The organism is Pseudomonas sp. TH32 (assembly GCF_016650855.1).
In the GTDB taxonomy this organism is placed as follows: Bacteria; Pseudomonadota; Gammaproteobacteria; order Pseudomonadales; family Pseudomonadaceae; genus Aquipseudomonas.
The window spans coordinates 6,060,780-6,086,519 of sequence record NZ_JAEKFA010000002.1 but is presented as its reverse complement, the minus strand read 5'-3'; the positions used below and the strand labels follow the sequence as shown (position 1 = coordinate 6,086,519).

Here is a 25,740-nt window from a genome sequence, read left to right as displayed (position 1 = left end):
CGATTATGCTGGGGCAGGACACAAAGAGGAAACCCGTGAAGCGGACGCAGTTCACATCTATCGAACGACTTCGAACTCGTGGCCCAGGGCCAGGCAGTGGCTCAACCATTCGCCGAGGAACACATTGAGCTGTGCTTTCTCATCCGGCTGGTGCATGAACACGTTGGGGTAAGGGTAGATGCTGCGAAAGCGTCGCGCATGTTCGGCGCTGATCACTTCGGCCATGCGCGCGTCGTGGTACACCTGCACTTCCAGCTGCGGTACCGGCAGCCACGGCAGGCTGTGTTCCTGGCGCACCCGCAGGGTGGTGGTGTACGGGCAATTCACGATCACTTCCAGGGTCAGCACGCCGAGCATCTGGTCTCCGTGGGTCACGGCGATACGCCGCGCCTCGGGGGTGTGGCGCATGTCCGGCAGCAGCCGCATCAGCCGTGCATAGTTGGCCTCGCAGGCTGCTTGCAGCCCGATCAGGTCAACCCGATATCGCTCCCGTGCCTTTACTGCCATAACCCCCTCACTTCCGCGCGATTAAGCGCAAGCCATTGCAGGGCAATAATGCTCGCTGCGTTGGAAATTTTACCGTCACGTACCGCTTGCAGGGCGTCTTCAAAGGCCCAGACGGTGACGCGGATATCTTCGGCTTCCTCTTCCAGTCCATGGACGCCACCGGCCCCGGCGCTTTCGCAACGGCCCAGGAACAAGTGGACAAATTCGGTGCTGCCACCCGGCGACGGAAAGTACTTGGTGATCGGCCAGAGTGCGGAGAATGTAAGGCCAGCTTCCTCTTCGGCTTCGCGGTGTGCAACCTCCTCCGGTTGCTCATCCTTGTCGATCAGGCCGGCGACCATTTCGATCAGCCACGGGTTGTCGGTACGGCCCATGGCGCCTACGCGAAACTGCTCGATCAGCACCACTTCATCGCGCTGCGGGTCGTAGGGCAGCACGCACACGGCGTCATGACGAACAAAGACTTCGCGATTGAGCTCACGGCTCATGCCGCCATCAAACTTCTCGTGCCGCAGCTTCAGCCGATCCAGTTTGTAGAAGCCCTTGTAGGCATTGTCGCGCTGAACAATCTCAACCTTGCTCGGCGTCGATTTCGCTGTGTCCGTCATATCAACCCTCGTTTATTGCCTTGCGGTGTCGAGGCAGCCTCGACATCGCGCCATCCTAACGCGCTCGCGCCCCTTGATGCAGCCCCTTTCCGGTTGCCGGGATAGACGGCGGGCGTCAAACTCACTCTAATCAGCTTAGTGGCGAACTGACTGCCCTGTCGGGAGTCGAAGCTCCACATTTTCACCTTTCCTCGATTTATGAAGGACACACATGTCGCTTTTAAAAATCGCCTCCATGGCCTGTATCGCCCTGACCCTTGGCGCTTGCCAGAGCCTGTTCCAACCCAGCTACCTCAAGCCGCTGGACACCACCGCCGACGCCTCGGAGCAGATCAAACCCGGCTGCAGCAGCCCGGATTGCCCGCTGGTCAACATCGACACGGTGCACTTCCCGTCCGAGCCGCAACTGGACCAGATCGTCGAAAAACGCCTGCTGGAGATGGCCCGCACCTCGCCTGGCCAGGCCATGCCCGCCACCCTGAACGCCTACCGCGACAAATTCTTGCGTGAGTCGCCTGACCGCAACAGCATGTACTTGCAAGCCAAGGTACGTGAGCAGCATGACGGACTGGTGATCATTGAAGTCTCCAGCTACCTGGACACCGGCACCGCCCACGGCGAGCCGGGCCGCGGCTTTATCAACTATTCACGCCTGCTGCACAAAGAGCTGAGCCTGACCGACATGCTGCTGCCGGGCCAGGAAGAGGCGTTCTGGAAGACTGCGAAAGTCGCCCACAACAACTGGCTGATCAACTCGCAGATGGACCGCGACCCGGATTTCGTGAAGAACTGGCCGTTCCAGAAAACCCCGAATGTGGCGCTGACCAGCAATGGCGTGGTGCTCAAGTACAACGTGACCACCATCGCGCCGTACGCATTGGGGCTGATCGAAATGACCATCCCCTATGCGCGCCTGACCGGCGTGATCAAGCCTGAACTGGTGCCCGCGCGCCACTGAAGGCCCGGCCCAGAATGAAGTGCAACAGCCCTGCCAGCACCAGCGCCGGCAGGGTCGCACCGACGTCCGGGTACAGATTCGCCAGCACGTGATAGGTGCTGATGCCACCCAGCCAGGCCAGCAGTGCCGGCCAACGCAGGCTGGCAGCAACCCCATGGCCACGGCGGCGCAGGATGAAGTGATCCACCAGCACCACACCGAACAGCGGCGCGAACACCGAGCCGATCAGCAGCAGGAAGTTCTGGTACTGCGCCAACGGTGCAAAGCAGGCGATCAGCGTGCAGATGACGCCGATGGCCAACGCCAGGTGCTCGACCTTCAGGCGCAACAGAATCCCGCTGGACACGGCCGCCGAGTGAATGTCGGCGAAGGCGTTTTCTGATTCATCCAGCAGGATCAGCAGCAGCGGAATCCCCAGGCCGGCCCCGGCCAATGCCAGCAGCAAGGCGTTCACTTCACCGCTCGGCGCGAAGGCCAGGGTGTACGCCACGCCCAGGCTCATCAGCCAGAAGTTACCGATAAAGAAACCCAGCGCGGTGCCGCCGAACACGCTTTTGGCGCGCTTGCCGAAACGTGAGTAGTCGGCAATCAGTGGCAGCCAGGACAGCGGCATGGCAATGGCGATATCAAAACCCACCGCAAATGGCATCGAGCCGTCACCGGCCTGGGCCCAGAGTGCGGCCAGGTCGGCCTTGGCGAACAGGTTCCAGGTCAGCCACAGGCAGGCGGCGAGCAGCAGCCAGATGCCCCACTTGCGCAGGATCTGCCGCACAAAAGTCAACGGGCCGCTGACGGCGAGCAAGGTCGCGAGGGCGCCGAATACCAGGGTCCAGAACAACGGGCTGGCCAGCAGGCTGCCTTCGCTGAACGCGCGGGTACCCAACAGGCTGGCAGCATCGCGCATCACGATGATTTCGAACGAGCCCCAGCCGATCAACTGCAGCAGGTTCAACAGCGCCGGCAGGCTGGCGCCTTTGGTGCCGAGGCTGAGTTTGAGGGCGGCCATGGCGGACAGGCCGGTGTCGCTGCCGATCACGCCGACGGCGGCCAGCAGCAGGACGCCGACCAAAGTGCCGAGGAAAATCGCCAGTAAGGAGCCGGAGAGGCCCAGGCCCGGCGCCAACAGCGCGCCGGTTTGCAGGACCATCAGGCCGATGCCCAGGGAGAACCACAGGGAAAAGAGATCGCGGGCGCCGAAGACGCGTTTGTCCAAGGACACCGCGATGTCTGGGGAATAGGTGCTGGGTTGAATGCTCAAGGGTGTTATCTCAGAGGGACACTATTATGTGAAGTAGGAGGTACCCCTGTGGCGAGGAGCTTGCTCCCGCTGGGTGGCGAAGCCGCCCCAAAACCTGCAACTGATGAGTGTCAGTTAAAACACCCATCCAGGTTTTGGGAGCGCTACGCACTCCAGCGGGAGCAAGCTCCCTCGCCACAAGTTCGGGGTCAGACCTTTTTGTACAGCTGGCTGCCTTCCTGCTTGAACCGCTCCGCCTGCTCCGCCAGTCCCTTGGCCACGTCCACATCCACCGTTTCAATGCGCTGGTTGGCCGCGTACTCACGTACTTCCTGGGTGATTTTCATCGAGCAGAATTTCGGCCCGCACATCGAACAGAAATGCGCGACCTTGGCCGAGTCCTTCGGCAAGGTTTCATCGTGGTACGACCGCGCCGTGTCCGGGTCCAGGCCCAGGTTGAACTGGTCTTCCCAACGGAACTCAAAGCGCGCCTTGCTCAACGCGTTGTCACGAATCTGCGCGCCCGGATGCCCCTTGGCCAAGTCCGCCGCATGCGCCGCAATCTTGTAGGTGATGATCCCGGTCTTCACGTCATCCTTGTTCGGCAGGCCCAAGTGCTCTTTCGGCGTGACGTAGCAGAGCATCGCGCAACCGAACCAGCCGATCATCGCCGCACCGATACCGGAGGTGATGTGGTCGTAGCCCGGCGCGATATCGGTGGTCAGCGGGCCGAGGGTGTAAAACGGCGCCTCGTCGCAGCATTCCAGCTGCTTGTCCATGTTCTCCTTGATCAGCTGCATCGGCACGTGGCCCGGGCCTTCGATCATGGTCTGCACGTCGTGCTTCCAGGCGATCTTGGTCAGCTCGCCGAGGGTTTCCAGCTCGCCGAATTGCGCGGCATCGTTGGCGTCGGCAATCGAACCCGGGCGCAGGCCATCTCCCAGGGAGAAGCTGACGTCGTAGGCCTTCATGATTTCGCAGATTTCGTCGAAATGGGTGTAGGTGAAGTTCTCTTTGTGGTGCGCCAGGCACCACTTGGCCATGATCGAACCGCCACGGGACACGATGCCGGTGACGCGCTTGGCGGTCAGCGGTACGTAGCGCAGCAATACGCCGGCGTGGATGGTGAAGTAGTCGACGCCCTGCTCGGCCTGTTCGATCAGGGTGTCGCGGAACAGCTCCCAGGTCAGGTCTTCGGCGGCGCCGCCGACTTTTTCCAGGGCCTGGTAGATCGGCACGGTACCGATCGGCACCGGCGAGTTGCGGATGATCCACTCGCGGGTTTCGTGGATGTGCTTGCCGGTGGACAGGTCCATCACTGTGTCCGAACCCCAGCGAATGCCCCAGGTCAGTTTCGCCACTTCTTCTTCGATGGACGAACCCAGGGCGCTGTTGCCGATGTTGCCGTTGATCTTCACCAGGAAGTTACGGCCGATGATCATCGGTTCCAGTTCGGTGTGGTTGATGTTGGCCGGGATGATCGCGCGGCCACGGGCAATTTCTTCGCGGACAAATTCCGGGGTGATGATTTTCGGCACGCTGGCGCCGAAGCTGTGGCCGGCGTGCTGCTGGTCCAGCAGGCCGGCGGCACGGGCTTCTTCCAGCTTCATGTTTTCGCGGATGGCGACGTATTCCATCTCGGCGGTGATGATGCCTTTGCGGGCGTAGTGCATTTGGGTGACGTTGGCCCCGGCCTTGGCGCGGCGCGGGTTTTTCACGTGGGCGAAACGCAGCGCGGTCAGCTCGGCATCGCTCAGGCGCTGTTGACCGAAGTGCGAACTCAAGCCCGACAGGCGCTCGGTGTCGCCACGGGATTCGATCCACGGCGAGCGCACATCGCCCAGGCCTTTGCGCACGTCGATGATCACATTCGGGTCGGTGTACGGGCCGGAGGTGTCGTAGACCACCACGGGCGCGTTGATTTCGCCGCCGAAGTCGGTAGGGGTCACGTCGAGGCTGACTTCGCGCATCGGCACACGAATGTCCGGGCGGGTGCCTTGCACATAGATTTTCTGCGAGCGGGTAAACGGCTGCACGGAACCGGAGTCGACCTTGGCCGATTCACTTAAATGCACGGTGTTTTTTAGTTTTGTAGTCATCACGGGCTCTCCAACTATCCAGGCGGTGGATTTTTGTCGGAGCGAACCTGTGACGGATGGACGCACTGAAACCAGTGCTGTGCTTGGCGCACGGGCTGTTCGATTGTCGAACAACATCCCGGACGAAGCACAAGAGGACTCGCCGGGTGACGAGAAATCTTGTTCCCTACGCAGGCGTTAACCTGATCAGGTTCAACGGGATCCGGTATTTACCGATCTCAGCCTTCCAACAAGGCACCCCGACAAGAACGCGGCCAGTCTAGACCATGGAGCAGGCAAATTGCCAATGACGGTGCATTCATCGTGATGAATGGCGTAATTACAGGATTGTTGTGCCGTGATAGCGCCACTACACTCGGTGACTGCTTGAGGCCTTGACGCCAGGAATGGGCCGCCTTAGCCTTGGGCACCAAATTATCGCCGTAATATTATTCTAGGGATCGCCTCATGCTGCGCAAACTCTCACTGGCTCTTGCCGTGTCTTGTGCGACCAACGGAATGGTCTGGGCAGCTGAAGCGCCCCTGACGACCAAAACCGACCTGGTCAGCGTCTACCAGGAAGCGGTGGACAACAACGCCGACCTGGCCGCCGCCCGCGCCCAGTATGGCGCGCAGAAAGAAGTGGTGCCCCAGGCCCGCGCAGGCTTGCTGCCGAACCTGTCGGCCGGTGCCGATATCAACAATGTGCGCACCCAGCTGGATCAGCCCGCCGCCACGGTCAATCGCGACGCCCATTCCTGGCGCGCGACCTTGAGCCAGCCGCTGTTCCGCGCCGATCGCTGGTTCCAGTTGCAGGCCGCCGAAGCGGTCAACGAACAGGCCGCGCTGCAGCTCTCGGCCACCGAACAGAACCTGATCCTGCAAAGTGCCGAAAACTACTTCGCCGTGCTGCGGGCCCAGGACAACCTGGCCTCCACCAAGGCCGAAGAAGCCGCCTTCAAACGCCAACTGGACCAGTCCAACGAACGCTTTGACGTCGGCCTGTCGGACAAGACCGACGTGCTGCAATCCCAGGCCAGCTACGACACCGCACGCGCCAACCGGATCCTGGCCCAGCGCCAGGTGGACGACGCCTTCGAAGCGCTGATCACCCTGACCAACCGCCAATACAACTCGATCCAGGGCATCGTCCACACGCTGCCGGTGCTGCCACCGGCACCGAACGACGCCAAGGCCTGGGTCGAAACCGCCGGCCGCCAGAACCTGAATCTGCTGGCCAGCAACTACGCCGTCACTGCTGCCGAAGAAACCCTGAAGCAACGCAAGGCCGGCCACGCGCCGACCCTGGATGCCGTGGCACAGTACGAAAAAGGTGACAACGACGCTCTGGGTTTCAGCAACCCCAGCGCCTTTGGCCAGCCGTATCACGGTGACGTGTCGCAACGCACCGTAGGCTTGCAGTTGAGGATTCCGCTGTACAGCGGCGGCCTCACCAGCTCGCAAGTGCGCGAGTCCTATTCCCGCCTGGGCCAGACCGAGCAGCAACGCGAAGGCCTGCGCCGCCAGGTGGTGGAAAACACCCGCAATCTGCACCGCGCGGTCAACACCGACGTGGAGCAGGTACAGGCACGCCGCCAGTCGATCATCTCCAACCAGAGCGCGGTGGAAGCCACGGAAATCGGTTACCAGGTGGGCACGCGCAATATCGTCGATGTGCTGGACGCCCAGCGCCAGCTGTACACCTCGGTGCGCAACTACAACAACAGCCGCTACGACTACATCCTCGACAACCTGCGCTTGAAACAGGCCGCCGGGACCTTGAACCCGGGGGATTTGCAGGATCTGGCGCGGTACCTGAAGGCCGACTACAACCCCGACAAGGACTTCCTGCCACCGGACCTGGCCAAGGCCGCTGCGGCGCAGTTGAAGGCTAACCCCGGTTACTAAAGACAACACAAAACCATGTGGGAGCTGGCTTGCCTGCGATTGCATCACCTCGGTTTGACTGATGTACCGAGGCGTCTGTATCGCAGGCAAGCCAGCTCCCACATTTGATGTGTGTTGTCAGTGGTTGAGCAGTCTGCCCAACCCATCCAGCAAACGCTTCAACGCGCCCTGATTGGCGCGCATCACCGCCAGCCCCGCCTGGCCCATCTTCTGCGCGTCCTGCGGCAGCTCGAACAAGCGCTGCACCGCCACCGCCAAACCCTCGGCATCGTCCACTTCCTGCAACGCACCGGCGTCGCGCATCATTGCGCTGATCTCAAGGAAGTTGAACACATGAGGCCCGCAAATGACCGGCTTGGCCAAGGCCGCCGGCTCCAGCGGGTTATGCCCGCCGGTGGCCACCAGGCTGCCGCCGACAAACGCGCTGTCGGCCAACGCATACAAAAACAGCAGCTCGCCCATGGTGTCGCCCAGCAACACCGAGGTTTGCGCCGTTACTGCTTCGCCGCTGGACCGACGCACGGTGGCGAAACCCTGTTGCTGGCACAACTCGAACATCGGGTTGAAGCGCTCTTGGTGTCGGGGCACCAGAATCAGCAGGGCATTCGGATAGCTGGCGAGCAACTGCCGATGGGCGGCGAGCACGACTTCATCTTCGCCTTCGTGGGTGCTGGCGGCGATCCACACCGGGCGTTCGCTGGCGTGCCATTGCTCGCGCAAGGCGGCGGCGCTTACCAGCAGTTGCGGGTCGATGGTCAGGTCGAACTTGATCGATCCGGTGACCTCGACGGTTTCCGGCCGTGCACCCAGGCTGCGAAAACGCTCGGCTTCGGTTTCAGTCTGAACGGCAAACAGGCTCATTTCCGCCAGCATCGGTGCAGTCAGTTTGGCGAAACGTCCGTAGCCCTTGGCCGAACGGGCCGACAGCCGCGCATTGGCCAATGCCACGGGAATCCCGCGTTTGGCGCACTGGTGAATATGGTTGGGCCACAGTTCGGTTTCCATGATCACCGCCAGTTTCGGCTGCACACGATCAAGAAAACGCTTGGCCGCACAGGGCAAATCATACGGCAGGTAGCAGTGCTGGATCCGCGGCTCGCTGGCAAACAACGCCTGGATTCGCTCAGAACCGGTGGGCGTCATGCAGGTGACGGTGATCGGCAACTGTGGATAACGTTCCAGCAGACCGCGAATCATCGGCGCGGCGGCGATGCTTTCGCCCACCGACACCGCGTGCACCCAGATTCCGCCGGGCTGCATCGCCGGCAAGCCCCAGGAAAAGCGCTCACCCACGCGCTTGGCGTAGGCCGGCGCCTTGCGGGCCCGCAGCCACAGACGTAAAGCCACCAACGGCAGCGCCAGGTAAAACAGACAGCTGTAGAGAGTTCTATTCATGGCGGCGGAGTTTATCGGCTTTTTCAGTCGATCGCCTGCAAGCACTCGGCAAAACGTTCGGCGAGGAAACGCGCGGCCGGGCCAAGCGGCTCATCGCGACGCCACACCAATTCCACCACCAGTGCCGGCGGGGTCCATTCACTGTTCAGTTCGACCATCTGGTTCTGATAGGCCGGGTACTGCACCACATGCCGTGGCAGCCAGGCCCAACCCAACCCACGTGCCAGCCATTCGGCCAGCACGTAGAAGCTGTCAGCGCGCCACACTTGCGGGCTGGCGGCCTCGCTCCCGGGATACACGCTGGTCTGGGTCGCCATCAGCAACTGGCGAAACTGTGCCAGGCGCTGGCAATCCACAAACTTTTCCCTGGCCATGGGATGACTGATACCGCATACGGTCACCATCTCCACGCTGCCCAGCACCCGGCGCTCCAACGCTTCGGGGATTTGATCGTGGTAGAACAGCAGGCCCAGATCCGCCTTGCGCTCCACCAGTTTGCGCGCGACATCGCCCTGGGCGGCGCTGGACAACTGCACCTCCAGGCTGGGAAATTTCCCCGCCAGCGATTCGAGGCTGTCGAGCACCGGCTGATAGAGCATGGCCTCATCCTGGGCCAGGCGCAGGCGGGCTTCTTCCCCCCGCATCAACGACAAGGCACGGCCATTCAGGCGCTCACACTGGCGCAAGACTTCCCGCGCCTCTTCGAGCAACGCGGTGCCGGCCTCGGTCAAGCGGGGCTGGCGGCCGCTGCTGCGATCAAACAGGCACACGCCCAGGTCCGCCTCCAACAGGGCAATCCCATTGCTGACTGCCGACTGTGCCCGGCGCTGGTCCCGCGCCACCGCCGAAAATGAACGCTGCTCGGCGACGCTGACAAACAGGCGCATTTGCTCAAGACTCCACTGCACGCTCATGGCTCAACCCATCTTTTATTCGGATAGGTAATGACTTTACCGCATCTGGCAAATCTCTAAAATGCCAACCTTATCAAGCGACCCTGTACCGAGGATTTACCCCATGAACGCCGCCTACTATTACCTGGCCATTGCCATTTGCTCGGAAGTGATCGCCACCGTTTCCATGAAAGCGATCAAGGGTTTCAGCACGCCGATCCCGCTGTTGCTGGTGATCGTCGGTTACGGCGTGGCCTTCTGGATGCTCACGCTGGTGGTGCGCACCGTGCCGGTGGGCGTCGCGTATGCGGTGTGGGCCGGGATGGGCATCGTGATGGTCAGCATCGCCGCGCTGTTTATCTACGGGCAGAAACTGGATATCCCGGCGATGCTGGGGATGGCCCTGATTGTGCTCGGGGTGGTGGTGATTCAGTTGTTCTCGAAAACCGCCGGGCACTGATCACCGACAAATCGCCGCGCCTCTGTGCCTGTATACTGCGCCTCTTGTCTTGAACACTGAGGTCGCTGCATGCCATCCGTTATTTCCACCGACGTTCTGATTGTCGGCGCCGGGGTTGCCGGCCTCTGGCTCAATGCGCGCCTGCGTCGCCAGGGCTTTTCCACAGTGCTGGTGGAAAGCGCCACCCTCGGTGGCGGGCAGAGCGTGAAGTCCCAGGGGATCATCCACGGCGGTGCGAAATACGCACTGCACGGCGCCCTCACCGGCGCCTCGGAAGCCATCGCCGACATGCCCCGCCGCTGGCGCGAAGCCCTGGCGGGCAACGGCGAACTGGACCTTTCGGGCGTGCGCCTGCTGTCCGAGGCCCACTATCTGTGGTCGCCGGGCACTATCGCCGGCAACCTCACCAGTTTCTTCGCCAGCAAGGCCGTGCGTGGCCGCGTCGACCAGGTAAAGGGCGACGACCTGCCACCGGCCCTGCAAGACCGCCGCTTCAAGGGCAAGGTCTATCGCCTGGCCGAGTTGGTGATCGACGTCCCGAGCCTGATCGAACGCCTGGCGCAACTGGCCGGCGACGGCCTGCTGGCCGGTGAACAGATCGAACCGTTGCTGGAAGACGGCACACTGGTCGGCCTGAAGGTCGATGGCCGCGAGATCCGCGCCCAGCGTATCGTGCTCAGCGCCGGCGGTGGCACCGCTGAATTGCTCAGTGCCCTGGGCCTGAGCCAGCCCGCCATGCAACGCCGACCGCTGCACATGATCATCGCCAAGGGCCCCGGCCTGAAGCCGCTGTACGCCCACTGCCTGGGCGGCGGCACCAAACCGCGCATCACCGTGACCACGCACCCCGCCGCCGATGGCAACTGGGTGTGGTACCTGGGCGGCGATATTGCCGAGGCCGAAGGTGTGGCCCGTACCCCGGAGCAACAGATCGCCACCGCCCAAAAAGAACTGGCCCAACTGCTGCCCTGGATCGACATGAGCCAGACCCGGTGGGCCACCCTGCGCGTGGACCGTGCCGAGCCGTTGCAGTCGGGGCTGACCCGCCCGGACAACGCCTTCCTCGCCGAACAGGACCGCCTTCTGGTGGGCTGGCCGACCAAGCTGGCACTGGCACCGGACTTCGCCGACCGGGTGATCCATGCTCTGGAACGTGACGGCATCACGCCAGGCACCCCGGAAAAACTGCCCGAACTGCCAAAACCCACGATCGCCCAACCCGCCTGGGAGCAACTGCTGCCATGACCTTGCCGACCCTGCACGACCTTCACCGCCCGCTGGGCAGCACCGGCCTGCTGGTCTCGCCGCTGGGCCTGGGCACCGTCAAGCTGGGCCGCGACCAAGGGGTGAAGTACCCCAACGGTTTCCAGATTCCCGATGACGACGCCGCGCGGATGCTGCTGCGCCAGGCCCGTCAGCTGGGCATCAACCTGATCGACACTGCGCCCGCCTATGGCCGCAGCGAAGAACGCCTGGGCCCGCTGTTGCGCGGCCAGCGCCAGGACTGGGTGATTGTCAGCAAGGTGGGCGAAGAATTTGCCGAGGGCGTGTCCCATCACGATTTCAGCGCGGCCCATACCCGACTTTCTGTGGAGCGCAGCCTGAAACGACTTGAAACGGATTTTATCGACCTGGTGCTGGTGCACTCCGACGGCAACGACCTGCATATCCTCAACGATTGCGAGGTTTACCAGACCCTGGCGGACCTCAAGCGCGAGGGCAAGATTCGCGGTTTCGGCTTCTCCGGCAAAACCGTCGAGGGCGGCGTAAAGGCTCTGGAACAAGGCGATTGCGCCATGGTCACCTACAATCTGAACGAACAGGCCGAGAAAGCCGTCATTGATTATGCGGCCGCGCACGGCAAAGGCATCCTGGTGAAAAAAGCACTGGCCAGTGGCCACGTCTGCCTGGAATCCGGAGTGGATCCAATTCACGCCAGTTTCATGTTGTTGTTTGCGCAAACTGGCGTCGCCAGTGCTATTGTCGGGACCATTAATCCGCTGCACCTCGCCCACAACGTAGCGACCGCTGCCAAGGTCATTCGCCAACTCTGATGCCGCCGACGCGGCCGACCCCGACGCAAGAAGGAGCCGACATGGCGCGAACGCTCATTAGAAAAAACCCGAGTAACTTTAAAACACTGCCGCTGCATGTCGAAGCCACGCCCGAAGGCTTGAGTTACCAGAGCGTCGGCATGCCGCTCAACTTCGCCCAGACCCTGCAGCGGCGCAAGCCGGTGGAGGTGAAAGACACCGAGCGTTTCGTGCTGGAACTGGCCAACCTTGGTGTTTCGGTGCGCCTGACGCTGCATTGGCAGAACCGCGATTACTGGGTGCTGGTACGCCAGCGCCGACAAGACCGCGGCGATGTGGTGCTCAAGCTGATCTCCGGTTATGTGCCGGCCCACGAACTGAACCTGCCACTGCACACCGCCATTCAGGAAATTGCCGAGGAATGCCTGCTGGAAACCCCGGAAGGCTGGCTGGGCGGGCGCTTCAACGACACGTGGCTGCCGGCCCCCTACTCATCCGCCCTGCACTACCGCGAAGCATTGCCGTTTCGGCTCTCGCCGCTGTCCGGCGCCGCACGCCCGGTGCGCTGCGCCACCACGCAATTGATTGAGCGCCCACGAGCCTATGTGCACCTGCCGACGGCTTCGCTGCAACTGATCTATGACCTGCGCCTGGAAGTCCCCAAGGAGGCCAAGTCCCTGAGCCTGTTTCATGTGGACGAGCGCCTGGAAGGTGATCAGTTGGTCGCGCGCCTGGACCGCCAGCGTCCGGACTTGTACCTGATGCCGCTGAAAGACGGCCAGCCGTGTGCGGAGCTGTACACCTTGAAGAAGGATCAGCTGTATCCGGCGAGTACGCGAGGGTTGTATCTGGCAGAAAGCTTTGCCCAGCAGGAAGGCTGGATCGTGCGTGACGAGCGAATCCGCTGGAAGGACTGGCTGCGGCAACAGGGGCTGAGCGCGCCCGAGAAAGAGTCGAAATTGAAGCGGCTGACCGGTAGAGCCAAGCTGCTGTTGAAGAAAATCGTCCCGCGCAAGCGCAGCCGGTAACCTGCGGCAAGGGAGCAAGCTCCCCTGCCGCGTTCGGTCAGTTGCTGCGGATTTTTTCCACAATCGCCGTGGTCGAGCTGTTTTCCACCAGCCCCAGCACTTTGACCTTGCCGCCATAGGCACTGACGATATCAGCGCCGACTACCTGGTCGACCGAATAATCCCCACCCTTGACCAACACGTCCGGCTTGACTTGGGCCAGCAGGTTTTCCGGGGTCGCCTCGGCAAAGCTGATCACCCAGTCCACGGCCCCCAAACCCGCCAGCACCGCCATGCGACGGTCGACACTGTTGATCGGCCGCCCCGGCCCTTTCAACCGGCTGACCGATGCATCATCGTTGACCGCCACGATCAAACGATCACCTTGGGCCCGCGCCTGCTCCAGGTACGTCACGTGACCGGCGTGCAGAATGTCGAAGCAACCGTTGGTGAAGACAATGCTCTCGTTATGCGCCCGGGCATCGTCAATCGCCAGCAGCAATTGCTCGATACTCAACACGCCGCGCTCCGAGCCTTCGGAACGCTGGATGGCACGGCGCAGCTCAGGTGCGCTGATGGCCGCCGTACCCAGTTTGCCGACCACAATGCCCGCCGCGAGATTGGCCAGGGCCACTGCGTGAGGCAGCTCTTCACCCGCGGCAATGGAAGCCGCCAGGGTGGAGATCACCGTGTCACCGGCACCGGTCACGTCGAACACTTCACGAGCCCGCGCGGGCAAGTGCATGGCCGGGTGGTCAGGGCGCAACAGGGTCATGCCGTGTTCACCACGGGTCACCAGCAAGGCGCCCAGGTCGAGGTCGGCCATGAGCTTCGCGCCCTTGGTTACCAGCTCGTGCTCATCGACGCAGCCGCCGACGATGGTTTCAAATTCGCTGAGGTTCGGCGTGATCAGGCTGGCACCCCGATAAATCGAGAAGTCCTTGCCCTTGGGATCAGCCAGCACCGGAATGCCCCGGGCCTTGGCGGCCTGGATCAGCATCTGGTGATTTTTCAGGGCGCCTTTGCCGTAGTCGGACAACACCAGCACCTTGATGCCTTCGAGCAACTCGTCGACCTGGGCACTGAGGGCCAGGGCGTCGGTGGCGAAGGGTTCTTCAAAGTCGATACGCAGCAGTTGCTGGTGACGGCTCATCACCCGCAGCTTGACGATGGTCGGCTGATGGGGAATGCGCTGGAACAGCGCACGCACGCCAGCACCACGCAGGCTGTTGGCCAGGCTGTCGGCGGCTTCGTCGTCGCCGGTCACACCCACCAGGGAGGCCGGGGCGCCGAGGGCGGCAATATTGAGGGCAACGTTGGCAGCGCCACCTGGACGGTCTTCGATTTGCTCGACCTTGACTACCGGTACCGGTGCCTCAGGGGAAATCCGTGAGGTACCGCCATGCCAGTAACGGTCGAGCATGACATCGCCGACCACCAAGACAGGGGCTTGATCGAATCGCGGCATGGACAACTTCATGGAGCAACCCACATACAAAATGAACAGGGGCGCGATATTAACACAGGGTTGTCAAAGGCTTGTGCAATGTAGGAGCCGGCTTGCCGGCGATGCGTTCACTGCGGTTTTTCAGTGCAACCGCGGTAAGGCCATCGCCGGCAAGCCGGCTCCTACGGATCAGGTGATGTCGGCCGAGACCGGTGCGTCCAGGCCCATGGCGTGCAAGCGGGCGTAATAACCGTTTTGTGCCAGCAGTTCGCCGTGAGTACCACGCTCGACAATCCGGCCATCGTCCATCACCAGGATCAGGTCGGCTTTCTCGATAGTCGACAGGCGGTGGGCGATGACCAGCGTCGTACGGCCTTGCATGACCTTGTCCAGGGCCGCCTGGATATGGCGCTCCGACTCGGTGTCCAGCGCCGAAGTCGCCTCGTCGAGGATCAGCAATGGTGCGTTCTTGAGCAGGGCACGGGCAATTGCCAGGCGCTGGCGCTGGCCGCCGGACAGCAGCACACCGTTTTCGCCGACCTGGGTATCGAAGCCTTTGGGCAGTTGATCGATGAAGTCCTTGGCATAGGCATCGGCCGCCGCCGCCTCGACATCGGCCCGCGGTGCGCCGGCCAGGTCACCGTAGGCGATGTTATTCGTCACGGTGTCGCTGAACAGGGTCACATGCTGGGTCACCTGGGCGATATGCCGGCGCAGGTTGAGCAGGCGATAGTCTTCGATCTCGACGCCATCGAGCAGAATCTCGCCGCTCTCGTGGTGGTAGAAACGCGGGATCAGGCTGGCCAGGGTGGACTTGCCACTGCCCGAACGCCCTACCAAAGCAACCATCTGCCCGGGCTCTGCGGTGAACGTGATGTCCTTGAGCACATGGCGCTCGGTGCCTGGGTAGGTGAAGTTCAGGTTGCGCACTTCCAGGCGACCGCTGACCTTCTCGCGCTCGATGGTGCCGCGATCGATTTCCACGTCTTCGTCCAACTGCTCGAAAATGCTTTCGGCACCGGCCACGCCTTTCTGGATGGTCGAGCTGACTTCAGACAGCTGGCGAATCGGCTTGGGCAGCAGGCCGGCCAACGTGATGTAGGCCACCATGTCGCCCGCCGACGCATCACCGCGAAGGTACAGCACCAGGAACATCAACACCGCCATGGCGCTGTAGATCACCAGTTGCAGCGCCGGCGTGTAGATCGCGCCGGTGCGGGTCATGCGCAGTTGCTTGTTGGTGTTGCTCAGGCTGGCCTTGAGGAAGCGCTTCTGCTCATACACCTCACCGCCGAAGCTGCGCACCACGCGGTAGCCCTGGATGGTTTCCGAGGCGACGTGGGTCACGTCACCCATGGCGACCTGGATCTTCTTGCTCTGCTTGCGGAATTTCTTGCTCGCGGTGCTGACCATCACGGCAATCAACGGCAGGATGGCGATCATCACCAGGGTCAGCCGCCAGTTCATGAACAGCAGCGAGGCGAACAGGAAGATCACCGTCATGCCTTCGCGAATCACCACCTTGATGGCATCTGTCGCAGCACCGGTGACCATGGTCACGTTGAAGGTGATGCGGGAAATCAGGTGCCCGGAGTTGTGATTGTCGAAGTAGCGGTTCGGCAGGGTCAGCAGGTTGTTGAACAGTTGCACCCGCAGGTCGTGGACCAGGCCCAGGGAAACCTTGGCCAACAGGTAGTTGCCCAGGAACGAGCCGAGGCCCTGCCAGGCGGCGATCAGAATGATCAGCAGCGGCACGGCCTGCAGCAATTGCAGGTCACGCAGGAAAGGCACACTGGGGAACAGCACCGCTTCAGGGTTGGACAGGCCATCGACAAAGTACTTGAGGATGTACCCCAGCATCGGCTGGGTCGAAGCGAAAATCAGAAAGCCGACAATACTCAGCGCGAACAAGCCGGCATAGGGCTTAACGTAGCTGAGCAGGCGGAAGTATATTTTCAAGCTCGAAGGGCTTGCGCTCGGACTGGAGTCGGTCATATCACGCGGCGGTTTTGAAAAAGGAGGCTGACTTTAGCACAGCTTCTCTGTTGTACTTGCACCCGGCACAAGGGCGACCCCGTTGGACCCAGCGGGCGACATTATATAGCCACTACTTTAGTATGTTCGGCTTTCTTTATTCAGGAACGGCTTTTCCGTATGCACTCAAAACGCATCACCTATGGCTCAAATCGCGTATTCGACTTCCTGTGCCTATGGATTCTACCGATCGGCCTGTTGCTCCTCTTGAGCGCACTGTTCTTCGTCTCCAACCGAAATGTACTGCACAAGTTCTATTACGGCCTGTTCAGCGCCCCCACTTTGATCCTGCTGTGCCTGCGCCCCAGGGAGCTGAAAGAGGTTCTGCGCGAGCCGCTCGCCATCGCGTTCCTGTTGTTTTCAGCCTGGGCGCTGACAAGCCTGTTCTGGAGTCCGGAGCACCATCCGGACACCGACCTGTTCAAGCGACCGCTGCACACGTTCATGCTGTTCGCCGGATGTGGCTTGCTGCTGCACTACCGCAACGACCTGTTCAAGCCTATCTTCTTTAGCGCCGCAGTCATCGCCACGGTCGTCTGCGCGATCAACCTGGTGTTTTTTGTTTCTGGGTTCGAGCCCGGGATGCGCATGATCGGCGGCCGTGGAGCCCTCGACAATCCGCTGCTCAGCTCTCATATATTCGGCTTTTTCTGCGTGTACTGGCTGTATGTCTGTGTCGCCACCAAACGCTTGCACGCGCTGTGGCTGAGCATCCCGGCGCTGGCGATCATGACGGCGGCCGTCCTGGCTACCGGCTCCAGAACACCGTTGGTGGCACTGGTCATGGCCGTTTTCTGGATGAGTTTCCTCAGCCGAAATCGCCGCTCTGCACTGATGGTTGCCGGCCTGGTACTGGCGGCGGCGGCGCTATTGCTGTTTTACCCGCAACTGATTACCGAGCGCGGCAGCTCATCGCGCTTCGAAATATGGGAGATTGTCCTGGGACGTATCGCCGATCACCCATGGATCGGCCACAGCTACGACTCCGAACTTTATGTGCAACCCCCGAGCTACACCTACGAACCGCTTCGCGAACCCCACAGCTTCGCCTTGGGCGTGCTTTATTACGTCGGCATCATCGGCTTTATTCCGTGGGCCTTCATGCTCGGCTGGGGCCTGTACAAAAGCCTCAAGGCCCGCGCACAACCGCTGTTCATCCTGGCCTCGTCATTGCTGGCCTACGGCATCGGCGCCGGCCTGACCGAAGGCGGTGGCATCCTCTCGCGACCAAAAGAACACTGGTTCCTGTTGTGGATACCTCTGGCACTGATCGCCGGCCTGAGCATCGCCCAGCGTCGCCGCAGCCTGTTACGCATGCCTGTGCAAAGCCTCAAACCGCTGGCTTTTGAACAGCTGTGCAGCAACGCTCACGTCATCGAAGCCGACGGCCTCGGCCCCAAGGTCCTGCGCCTGGAAGACGGCAGCTTCCTGAAATTGTTCCGTGCCCGGAACTGGTACACCTCCGGCAGCTTCAATCCGTACTCCCAACGTTTTGCCAGCAACAGCGAGCAATTGCGTGAACGCGGCGTTCCCTCACCCTCGATCCTCGGGCTCTACGAATTGCAGGACCACAGCAGCGCCGTGCAGTACCAGCCGTTGCCCGGGCTGACCTTGCGCCAGGCCCTGCAAAGCCTGGACAGCAGCCTGCGGGAATCGCTGATTGAGCGTTTCGGCGGGTTCATGGCCCAGCTTCACGAGCGCGGGATCTACTTCCGCTCCCTGCACCTGGGCAACGTACTGTTGATGGATGACGGCGAGTTCGGCCTGATCGACGTGGCCGACATGCGCATCTACCCGTCAGCCCTGCGCAACGCCCTGCGCCAGCGCAACCTGCGGCACATGCAACGTTATCCACAAGACCGTAATTGGCTGTTCGAAACCCATTTCGAGCAATTGGCCAAGGGCTATGCCTCGGTGGCCTCGCCAAGTGCCACGGCGAAGATCCGTGAGCAGGTGCTGAAGCTCAATCGTCCGGTCGCGCAGGCAGCCAGCCCGGCCAAGTGAGGGTTTGAACCGCTGAGGTTCAAACTCCCTTGCGGCCATTGCGGTGTACGCAATGGCCTGGCACAGGCGTTATGAGCTGCGCTGCGGCGCCAGGTACAGCCGCACCAGCCCACGCAGGGTCTTGCGACCCCAGAACTTCAACGGAATCTGCTTGAGGATCTCCCGCGCCAGTGGGCGGTCACGGTCGGCCGTCTTGAGAAACATCGAGTTCAGGAAGTTGTAGCGAACCTGATCGTAGGCAGGATGATCGCTGAACAGCCCGTAGGTCTTGAGGATGTTCTGGATCATGTAGCGATGATTCTTGTAGGTGTTGGTCGCATGCTGGCGATAGCGCGCCATCACTACGTTCAACACGTCGATGGTGTAGCCGGCATGGGTGATCTTCAATTCAATCAGCAAGTCTTCCAGCGGAATCAGCGGATCGAAACCACCGACCTCTTCCAGCGCCTGCTGGCGAATCATAAGGGTCGGGGCCGGGGGAAAGGGCTTGCGATCCATGAACAGATCATCGAAATCCAGGCTGCGAAACGGCAGATCGCGGCGCTGCTTCTTCTCCGGGTACGGCTTGCCGTCACCGTCAATCAACTCGATATTGCCGGCACAGATGCCCACCTTCGGCTTGCCTTCCATGTAGGCAACCTGGGTGGCAATGCGCTCGGGCAGCATGATGTCATCGGAGCCGAATGGCGCGATCAGGCTGCCTTTGGCACGGGCGATGGCGCCATTCAGGGTATTGGTCAGGCCCTGGTTCTGCTGGACCTGAAAGTCAAACCCGTGCTCGGCCTGCAAGCGCTGGATGCGCTCCACGCTGTCATCCTTGGAGCCATCGTCCACCACCAGCAACTCAATGTTGGGGTAGGTCTGGCCGAGCACACTGAGGATGCTCTGCTCGATGTACGGGCCGTGGTTGTAAGACGCAATGATCACAGTGACCAGGGGTTGCTGCAGACTCATGCTCTACCTACTTCACGCAGACCGGTTTCGATCAGGTTCAAATACTTGCGCCGGAACTCGTCCAGGGTGTGGTTTTCTTCCAGGTAGCGGAACACTTGTTCGCCCTTGGCGCGCAGCTCTTCGTCGCTCAGCGCCAGGTACGTGTCCAGCGCCGCCGCCAGTTGCTCGACATTGCCCGGGTCATGGGACAGGCCGCCCGCCCCCTGCACCAACGGCAACATCGCCGGGCCGTTGGAGGCGATGACCGGCAGATGCCCGCTCATGCCTTCCAGCAACGCCAGGCCCAGGCCTTCGAACAGCGACGGCATGGTCCAGATATCAAAACCACGCACGTACTTCATGCCATCTTCACGGAAGCCCAGCAGGTGCGCACGGCCGGTCAGCCCCAGGCGCTCGATGTCGGCAAGCAGGTCTGCTTCGGCGCGGCCGGAGCCGATAATGCCCACCTGGGCCTCAGGGTATTTGTCCTTGAGGGTCGCGAAGGCTTGCAGCAAATGGGTATGGCCCTTGATTGGCACCAGTCGGCCCAGGGCGCCAATCATCCGTGCATCCAGCGGCAAGCCCAGAGCCTTGCGCGCTTCATCGCGAGGCAATTGCAAGGCTTCGGCCTGGGGAATGTCGATGGCGTTGGTGACATACGTGGTGTTTTCACGGGTGAACCCGCAGTTGAGGTCCACCAGGTAATCCTTGACCGCCTCTGATACGCCGACGAACCGCCACGCCGGGCTGACCCACTTCTGGGTCTGGCGGCGGCGGTAGCCACGGGCGTACTCGCCAAAACCGTGGGAGATACCGATGCACAGGGGGATCTTCAACCAACGGTTGAGGGAGAGCATCATGTTGACCGACTTGAAGCGGTTACAGATGACCACGTCGAATTTCTGCTCGCGGCAATACTTGTAGATCTGCCACATGGCGCCGAAACGAATGCCCTTGAGGGATTTTTCCGGCAGCTCGAAATAATGGGAGTGTTCAGCCACGCTCAGGGGCTGGCCGGGCAGCGGGCGGCCGCTGAGGAACCCGGATGTGACCTCGAAACGTTCAGCCGGCAAGGCCTTGACGATCTGCTCGCCGAGGTCGGCAAAGTCATGGGTCTTGACGTTATAGTCCGGCTGTAACTGCAAAACCTTGAAACGAGGCTTCATAACTCTCCATGCTGCAATCTGGCTGCGGGCACGCAGCCCGGTGAAAAAGGGGCGGCAGGCACTGCAAGCCTGCCTTCAATAAGGTCTCAATCCTGCTTCAACACCCAGAGCAACTCATGACGGCGCACCGCCTTGCGGAAGAATTCATTCTCTCCATAAGGCGATGGACTGCGGCCCGCCAGTAATTGCTGCAACCACCTGCGCACGCGACGCTTGAAGGGCGCCCGCGGCTGCAAGTCATGCATCATGCCCAGGGCCATGGCCTTGTCCTGCTGCTGGCTCAGCGTCAGCGGCAAGCTGCACGGCACCAGCTCAAGCGTGGCTTCAAAACGCGGCGGCAACGCCACGCCAGCGCCCGAGTCGCCCATGGGCCAGCGGTCGTTATCATGCAGGTGATTGGCGTAACCGAGCAATGTACCCGGTTGCCACTCCAGGCCTTGCAGGGCTTCGAGAATCGCGGCGTGCGCACAGATATGATCCGGGTGCGGGTCCAGCAGCGGCGTCGGCAACACGATCACCTGGGGGCGCGCCTTGAGCAGCAAGGCCCGCAGGTCGGCAATCAGGTTGTTCCAGGTCGGCGCGCCGTCTACATCCCCGGGCAAGGCCAGGGTATTGAACTGGCGAAACAGCCGCGTATCGTCCAAACCGGCTTCCCGGGAGGCCTGGGGCTGGTCCGGCGCAGCCTGCATGGCCGGCAATTGCATGCAGAAGTAACCCAACTGCACGCACTGCGCCTCGGGAACGCCCGCCCAGCGTGGCACGGTAACGCTGTCCCAGGCACGCAGGCGGCCTTTGAGCCGTGCGGCATCCGCCTTGGGCATGCCCATTTGTTGATAGTGATCGGCTTCGATTTCGCCCGCCGTGAGGGTGACGATCCAGCTCTCATCAGCCTGGCTGTAAAGGCTGAAGGCAGCCAGTTCGGCATCGTCGGCATGGGGCGCGATCACCATGACCCGCTGGCGACGGTAATCCGGCTGGCGGAACCGCCACAGCGTTGGCTGCCCCTTGATCCGGCAGAAGCGCCCGCGCAAACGCAGCTTGCCGGCGGCCAGTGCTTCGCCCGCGCCGGTCAGGTTGAGGTAACGCCGACCCGCGACGCCACGCTCGAAGACTTGCCGGTCCGGCGCATCAAGGCCCAGCAACTCTACGGCGGGGTCGAGAAAACGTCCGAGCCAGGCGCTTTTGAGCTCAACACCGACGATCAGGGTTTCATCGCCCACCAAGGGCGTGTCCAACACCAGCCGCCCCGCCTCAAGACGCAGCCCCGCGCACTCGCTCCCCTCGGGAAACGCGTACTCATAGTCGTCTTTAGGCGAATAGAACAGGTGATCGGCAAACCAGGCTTCATGGGCGCCCCACAGCACCACCGCCAGCACCGCCGGCAACCACCAGGCCACCAGCACACCGACCGCCACCAGCAGCAACAGGCCAACCAACAGCGCGATGCGCTTGTTGCGCCGATGCTGCTTGAGGAGTTGCTGCTTGCGGCTCATACGCTGAACACCGGCACCGGGTTGCACCAGCGCTCCTTGTATTCACGATCGGAACGCCCAAAGGAGAAACGCAGCGGCTTGTCGCTCGCCCGCGCCTGTTCCCAGGCACTTTGGGTGTTGAGGAAACTCAGCACGCTACCGGGGCTGAACGCCTTGGTTTCAGGGTCGACACCGCCGTTGACGTACTCGGCACTGACCCATGCCGGCGCCTGCACCTGATACACCAGTTGCACGGCAATCGCGGCGTCATTGAGAAACAGCACCGAGCCGAACAGAAATTCCTTGAGCAACTCCAGCACTTCGGCCAGACGCTCGGCACCCGCTGCCGGGAAACCCCAGCGTCGCTGGAACAGGTCGCAGTAAATCGCCGCCAGCTCACTGCTGGAAAACTCGCTGACCGCCCGCACCACGCCGCCCGCCTCTTCCAGCAAGCGCAATTCACGACGCTGGTTGTAGCGAAACTTTTTCGACAGTTCTTCCGGTGTGCGCGCCATGGCCAACTGCTCGGCCTGGGGCTTGAGGGTGCTCACGCGCCCTTCATTCAGCGCCGACAGATAACGCGCGCGATGGCGCAACGGCAGCTGCGCATCGGCGGCAATCGGCAGGATGATCTCGGCGTTACCCAGATCGAACAGGCCTTTTTTGCCTTTGCGCTTGAGCACGTCCTTGGACAGGGCCAGGTCGCGCCCCCAGGTGGCAATCGCGCCTTTCAGCTCGCCATCCTGCTCCCAGCCCAGGTAACGCACGGGAATCTGTGCCAGGTGCGCCAGCCGCTCGATAATCTGCGGATGAGTCGCCACGCTGCCGCCAAAACGCTGCCAGGCCTGGGCGTAAACCTCGGCCTCGACAGGCGTCCAGCCACGTTCACGCCAGCCCTGGAAGCGGTTCAGCATTTAAACCACAGCGTCATAAGGGTCTACGCCGTCCTTGACCACCAGGATGTCTTCCATGATCAGGTACTGCAGGTCGGAGCCAAAGAACATGTTCAGCGCGTCGGTCGGCGAGCAGATCATCGCTTCGCCACGACGGTTCAGCGAGGTGTTCAGCGACACGCCGTTGCCGGTCAGTACTTCCAGCTCTTTCATCATGTCGTAGTAGCGCGGGTTGTACTCGCGCTTGAGCACCTGGGCGCGGGAGGTGCCATCTTCATGGACCACTTCCGGCACGCGGGTTTTCCACTCTTCCGACACTTCAAAGGTGAAGGTCATGAACGGCGCCGGGTGATCGACCTTGATCATCTGTGGCGCGACAGTGTCGAGCATCGACGGGCAGAAAGGCCTCCAGCGCTCGCGGAACTTGATCTGGTGGTTGATCCGGTCAGCCACGCCGGTCGCGCTCGGGCAACCGATGATCGAACGCCCGCCCAAGGCGCGCGGGCCAAACTCCATGCGGCCCTGGAACCAGGCCACCGGGTTGCCGTCAACCATGATCCTGGCGATGCGCTTGGGCATGTTTTCGATCTTGCGCCAGACCGGCTTGCTCTCGTGCCTGGCGCACGCGGCGATCACGTCTTCGTTGCTGTAGGACGGGCCGAGATAGACGTGTTCCATCTTCTCTACCGGTACGCCACGGGCGTGGGACACGTAGGCTGCCGCACCGACCGCGGTGCCGGCATCGCCGGACGCCGGCTGCACGAACAGCTCCTTGACGTCGTCACGGGCAATGATCTTCTGGTTCAGCTTGACGTTCAACGCACAGCCGCCAGCGAACGCCAGCTTGCCGGTGTCTTTGAGGATGTCGCCCAGGTAATGGTCGATCATCTGCAACGCCAGCTTCTCGAACAGTGCCTGCATGCTGGCCGCGTAGTGGATGTACGGCTCGTCGGCAATGTCGCCTTCGCGCTTGGGACCCAGCCACTCGATCAGTTTCGGCGAGAAGTAGAACCCCTTGCCCTTCTCTTTGTAGCGGCGCAGGCCGATGACGTTGGCGTAGTCGGTGTTGATCACCAGCTCGCCGTTTTCAAAGGAGGCCAGGCGCGAGAAATCGTACTTGCTGGCATCGCCATACGGCGCCATGCCCATGACCTTGAACTCACCGTCGAGCATCTCGAAACCGAGGAACTCGGTGATCGCGCCGTACAGGCCGCCGAGGGAGTCCGGATCGTAGAATTCCTTGATCTTGTGGATCTTGCCGTTTTCGCCGTAGCCGAAGAAGGTCGTGGCGTACTCGCCCTTGCCATCGATCCCGAGGATCGCGGTCTTCTCCTGGAAGCCCGAGCAGTGATAGGCGCTGGAGGCATGGGCCAGGTGGTGTTCAACCGGTTCGATCTTGATTTTCTTCGGATCGAAGCCCAGTTGCTCCAGGCACCAGACGATCTTGTTGCGATAGCGCTTGTAGCGACGGTTGCCCATCAGGATCGCGTCGAGGGCGCGGTCCGGGGCGTACCAATAACGCTTGGCATAGTGCCAGCGGGCCTCGCCGAACAGGCTGATGGGGGCGAATGGAATCGCGACCACATCAACGTCGGAAGGCTTGATACCGGCCTGTTCCAGGCAGAACTTTGCCGATTCGTAGGGCATGCGGTTCTTTGCATGTTTGTCGCGTACGAAACGCTCTTCTTCGGCGGCCGCGATCAGCTTGCCGTCGATATACAAGGCTGCGGAAGGATCATGGCTAAGGGCGCCGGACAGGCCAAGAATCGTCAATGCCACAGGGGTCTAGCCTCTTTTAGTCTGCATGCAGGCGCGTCACGCCTGAAAAAAGTGTGCTCCCCGCCTGGGCGAGAAACAGCTAAAGGGCGGGATTATAGCGTAAACCCGTCCCGTGATGATCTAGGGATTGTGGCGACCGGTTGTCACTGCGGGCCTAGCGGAAAATCTCGATGCTGCCGTCCCTGTTCTGACGGTAGACCGTGTAGGGCAGCACGAGGGTGTCGAGCAAGCCGGAGGCCACAAGCTCCGCAGCGAAGATCGGCAAGGAGCCAGAGGCATCGCGCGTGTGCTCTTTGGTGGTGTCGGGTGCGCCGTTCAATGTGCAAAAACCGTAGATCACCCCACTGTAGATACGCGGCACGTTTTCACAATAACTGCGCGATTCCTTGAGGTTCTGGCTGGCGACGGCGTCTGGGCGAAACACCGTGTTAATGGTGCCGCAACCGGTGGTGGATACCAGTACAGCGGAGAGAAGGAATCGGGTTGCAGGACTCATGGACAACTCCATTTGGCATAAGTATGGGCATTCACCCCTGGCCCTACGACCCCACTGAATCCGTTTATGAACCCGGGCGCCAATAGATGCTGAGGTTGCCATCGGTACCTTGCTTGTAGACCGTATAGGGCAGGACCACTGTATCAACAATGCCCGAGACCGTTAAATCCAATAGTACAAACGGCATCATTACTCCCGTAAGGTCCGGCGCGGCATGCAGCAGACAGAAATCAAAGGCAACACCGCTGTAGACACGGGGAATGGACTGGCAATAGGTTTTTTGCTTCCTGAGCTCACGTGCCGCTGCCGCGTCTTCGCGCAACACCGTATTGGCTGTTCCACAGCCGCTCAACATAAGGAGTCCAACGCTTAGCGCCGCAGTCAGTTTCAATGTCATGGCCAGCCCTCTGAATGGTCAGCAACGCTAACATC

At 61.6% G+C, this 25,740-nt stretch carries 22 protein-coding genes and 1 riboswitch; of the genes, 7 read left to right on the top strand and 15 right to left on the bottom strand.

Translation table 11 applies throughout. The annotated features are described in order from the left end of the window. Nucleotides 1–57: 57 nt before the first annotated feature. Both JFV30_RS31505 and JFV30_RS31500 read right to left on the bottom strand, forming a co-directional pair. Nucleotides 58–507: a DUF1249 domain-containing protein gene (locus JFV30_RS31505; RefSeq protein WP_003209507.1), complete on the bottom strand. Its 450-nt coding sequence runs from the start codon at nucleotides 505–507 to the stop codon at nucleotides 58–60. Continuing rightward, nucleotides 498–1,115 (bottom strand): NUDIX domain-containing protein, encoded by a 618-nt coding sequence (locus JFV30_RS31500; protein ID WP_003209505.1) that lies wholly within the window; start codon nucleotides 1,113–1,115, stop codon nucleotides 498–500. Before JFV30_RS31500 ends, JFV30_RS31505 begins: the two co-directional genes overlap by 10 nt. 211 nt (nucleotides 1,116–1,326) lie before the next feature. Between JFV30_RS31500 and JFV30_RS31495 the strand changes: the two genes are divergently transcribed. Then, complete coding sequence (locus tag JFV30_RS31495) at nucleotides 1,327–2,073, top strand: RsiV family protein (protein ID WP_201126006.1); 747 nt, start codon at nucleotides 1,327–1,329, stop codon at nucleotides 2,071–2,073. Here the strand turns inward: JFV30_RS31495 and cytX are convergent. After that, on the bottom strand, nucleotides 2,042–3,331 hold the full coding sequence (cytX, locus tag JFV30_RS31490) for a putative hydroxymethylpyrimidine transporter CytX (protein ID WP_201126005.1): 1,290 nt from the start codon (nucleotides 3,329–3,331) through the stop codon (nucleotides 2,042–2,044). The two genes, JFV30_RS31495 and cytX, sit on opposite strands and share 32 nt — an antisense overlap. Nucleotides 3,332–3,519: 188 nt before the next feature. Beyond that, a complete protein-coding gene (thiC, locus tag JFV30_RS31485; protein ID WP_010169330.1) occupies nucleotides 3,520–5,409 on the bottom strand; it encodes a phosphomethylpyrimidine synthase ThiC in 1,890 nt (629 codons plus the stop codon). A 146-nt stretch (nucleotides 5,410–5,555) separates the two neighbouring features. Next, nucleotides 5,556–5,661, bottom strand: a riboswitch (TPP riboswitch). Between the two features lie 195 nt (nucleotides 5,662–5,856). Here thiC and JFV30_RS31480 point away from each other — a divergent pair. After that, nucleotides 5,857–7,296: a TolC family outer membrane protein gene (locus tag JFV30_RS31480; RefSeq protein ID WP_010169328.1), complete on the top strand. Its 1,440-nt coding sequence runs from the start codon at nucleotides 5,857–5,859 to the stop codon at nucleotides 7,294–7,296. Nucleotides 7,297–7,413: 117 nt separating this feature from the next. Here the strand turns inward: JFV30_RS31480 and waaA are convergent, their stop codons facing one another. Next, nucleotides 7,414–8,691, bottom strand: a complete 1,278-nt coding sequence (gene waaA, locus JFV30_RS31475; protein ID WP_201126004.1) for a lipid IV(A) 3-deoxy-D-manno-octulosonic acid transferase — start codon at nucleotides 8,689–8,691, stop codon at nucleotides 7,414–7,416. Between the two features lie 23 nt (nucleotides 8,692–8,714). Then, on the bottom strand, nucleotides 8,715–9,605 hold the full coding sequence (locus JFV30_RS31470) for a LysR family transcriptional regulator (protein WP_010169325.1): 891 nt from the start codon (nucleotides 9,603–9,605) through the stop codon (nucleotides 8,715–8,717). Between the two features lie 103 nt (nucleotides 9,606–9,708). Between JFV30_RS31470 and JFV30_RS31465 the strand changes: the two genes are divergently transcribed. From JFV30_RS31465 to JFV30_RS31450, 4 genes are all read left to right on the top strand, one after another. Then, nucleotides 9,709–10,044: a DMT family transporter gene (locus tag JFV30_RS31465; RefSeq protein WP_169386520.1), complete on the top strand. Its 336-nt coding sequence runs from the start codon at nucleotides 9,709–9,711 to the stop codon at nucleotides 10,042–10,044. A 69-nt stretch (nucleotides 10,045–10,113) separates the two neighbouring features. Continuing rightward, nucleotides 10,114–11,289: an NAD(P)/FAD-dependent oxidoreductase gene (locus JFV30_RS31460; RefSeq protein WP_201126003.1), complete on the top strand. Its 1,176-nt coding sequence runs from the start codon at nucleotides 10,114–10,116 to the stop codon at nucleotides 11,287–11,289. Further along, on the top strand, nucleotides 11,286–12,098 hold the full coding sequence (locus tag JFV30_RS31455) for an aldo/keto reductase (protein WP_010169318.1): 813 nt from the start codon (nucleotides 11,286–11,288) through the stop codon (nucleotides 12,096–12,098). The genes JFV30_RS31460 and JFV30_RS31455 overlap by 4 nt, the downstream gene beginning before the upstream one ends. Nucleotides 12,099–12,139: 41 nt before the next feature. Next, nucleotides 12,140–13,105, top strand: a complete 966-nt coding sequence (locus JFV30_RS31450; protein ID WP_010169317.1) for a hypothetical protein — start codon at nucleotides 12,140–12,142, stop codon at nucleotides 13,103–13,105. A gap of 37 nt (nucleotides 13,106–13,142) precedes the next feature. Here JFV30_RS31450 and hldE read toward each other — a convergent pair whose 3' ends face one another. Both hldE and msbA read right to left on the bottom strand, forming a co-directional pair. Next, on the bottom strand, nucleotides 13,143–14,564 hold the full coding sequence (gene hldE / locus JFV30_RS31445) for a bifunctional D-glycero-beta-D-manno-heptose-7-phosphate kinase/D-glycero-beta-D-manno-heptose 1-phosphate adenylyltransferase HldE (RefSeq protein WP_169386522.1): 1,422 nt from the start codon (nucleotides 14,562–14,564) through the stop codon (nucleotides 13,143–13,145). Between the two features lie 156 nt (nucleotides 14,565–14,720). Beyond that, nucleotides 14,721–16,526 (bottom strand): lipid A export permease/ATP-binding protein MsbA, encoded by a 1,806-nt coding sequence (gene msbA, locus JFV30_RS31440; RefSeq protein ID WP_201126002.1) that lies wholly within the window; start codon nucleotides 16,524–16,526, stop codon nucleotides 14,721–14,723. A gap of 159 nt (nucleotides 16,527–16,685) precedes the next feature. Between msbA and JFV30_RS31435 the strand changes: the two genes are divergently transcribed. Next, nucleotides 16,686–18,569: a bifunctional O-antigen ligase/aminoglycoside phosphotransferase family protein gene (locus JFV30_RS31435; RefSeq protein ID WP_201126001.1), complete on the top strand. Its 1,884-nt coding sequence runs from the start codon at nucleotides 16,686–16,688 to the stop codon at nucleotides 18,567–18,569. 69 nt (nucleotides 18,570–18,638) lie between these two features. Here JFV30_RS31435 and JFV30_RS31430 read toward each other — a convergent pair whose 3' ends face one another. From JFV30_RS31430 to JFV30_RS31400, 7 genes are all read right to left on the bottom strand, one after another. After that, entirely contained in the window at nucleotides 18,639–19,523 is an 885-nt protein-coding gene (locus JFV30_RS31430; RefSeq protein WP_201126000.1) for a glycosyltransferase, read from the bottom strand. Then, on the bottom strand, nucleotides 19,520–20,668 hold the full coding sequence (locus JFV30_RS31425) for a glycosyltransferase family 4 protein (protein ID WP_201125999.1): 1,149 nt from the start codon (nucleotides 20,666–20,668) through the stop codon (nucleotides 19,520–19,522). The genes JFV30_RS31430 and JFV30_RS31425 overlap by 4 nt, the downstream gene beginning before the upstream one ends. Before the next feature lie 86 nt (nucleotides 20,669–20,754). After that, a complete protein-coding gene (locus tag JFV30_RS31420) occupies nucleotides 20,755–22,161 on the bottom strand; it encodes a PIG-L deacetylase family protein (RefSeq protein ID WP_201125998.1) in 1,407 nt (468 codons plus the stop codon). Then, nucleotides 22,158–23,054, bottom strand: coding sequence for a GNAT family N-acetyltransferase (locus tag JFV30_RS31415; RefSeq protein ID WP_010169297.1), 897 nt, complete (start codon nucleotides 23,052–23,054; stop codon nucleotides 22,158–22,160). The genes JFV30_RS31420 and JFV30_RS31415 overlap by 4 nt, the downstream gene beginning before the upstream one ends. Beyond that, on the bottom strand, nucleotides 23,055–24,812 hold the full coding sequence (locus tag JFV30_RS31410; protein ID WP_201125997.1) for a carbamoyltransferase family protein: 1,758 nt from the start codon (nucleotides 24,810–24,812) through the stop codon (nucleotides 23,055–23,057). It lies immediately after the preceding gene. Between the two features lie 154 nt (nucleotides 24,813–24,966). Then, nucleotides 24,967–25,308: a YceK/YidQ family lipoprotein gene (locus JFV30_RS31405; protein WP_446739869.1), complete on the bottom strand. Its 342-nt coding sequence runs from the start codon at nucleotides 25,306–25,308 to the stop codon at nucleotides 24,967–24,969. A 64-nt stretch (nucleotides 25,309–25,372) separates the two neighbouring features. Beyond that, a complete protein-coding gene (locus JFV30_RS31400; RefSeq protein ID WP_201125995.1) occupies nucleotides 25,373–25,705 on the bottom strand; it encodes a YceK/YidQ family lipoprotein in 333 nt (110 codons plus the stop codon). Nucleotides 25,706–25,740 lie beyond the last annotated feature (35 nt).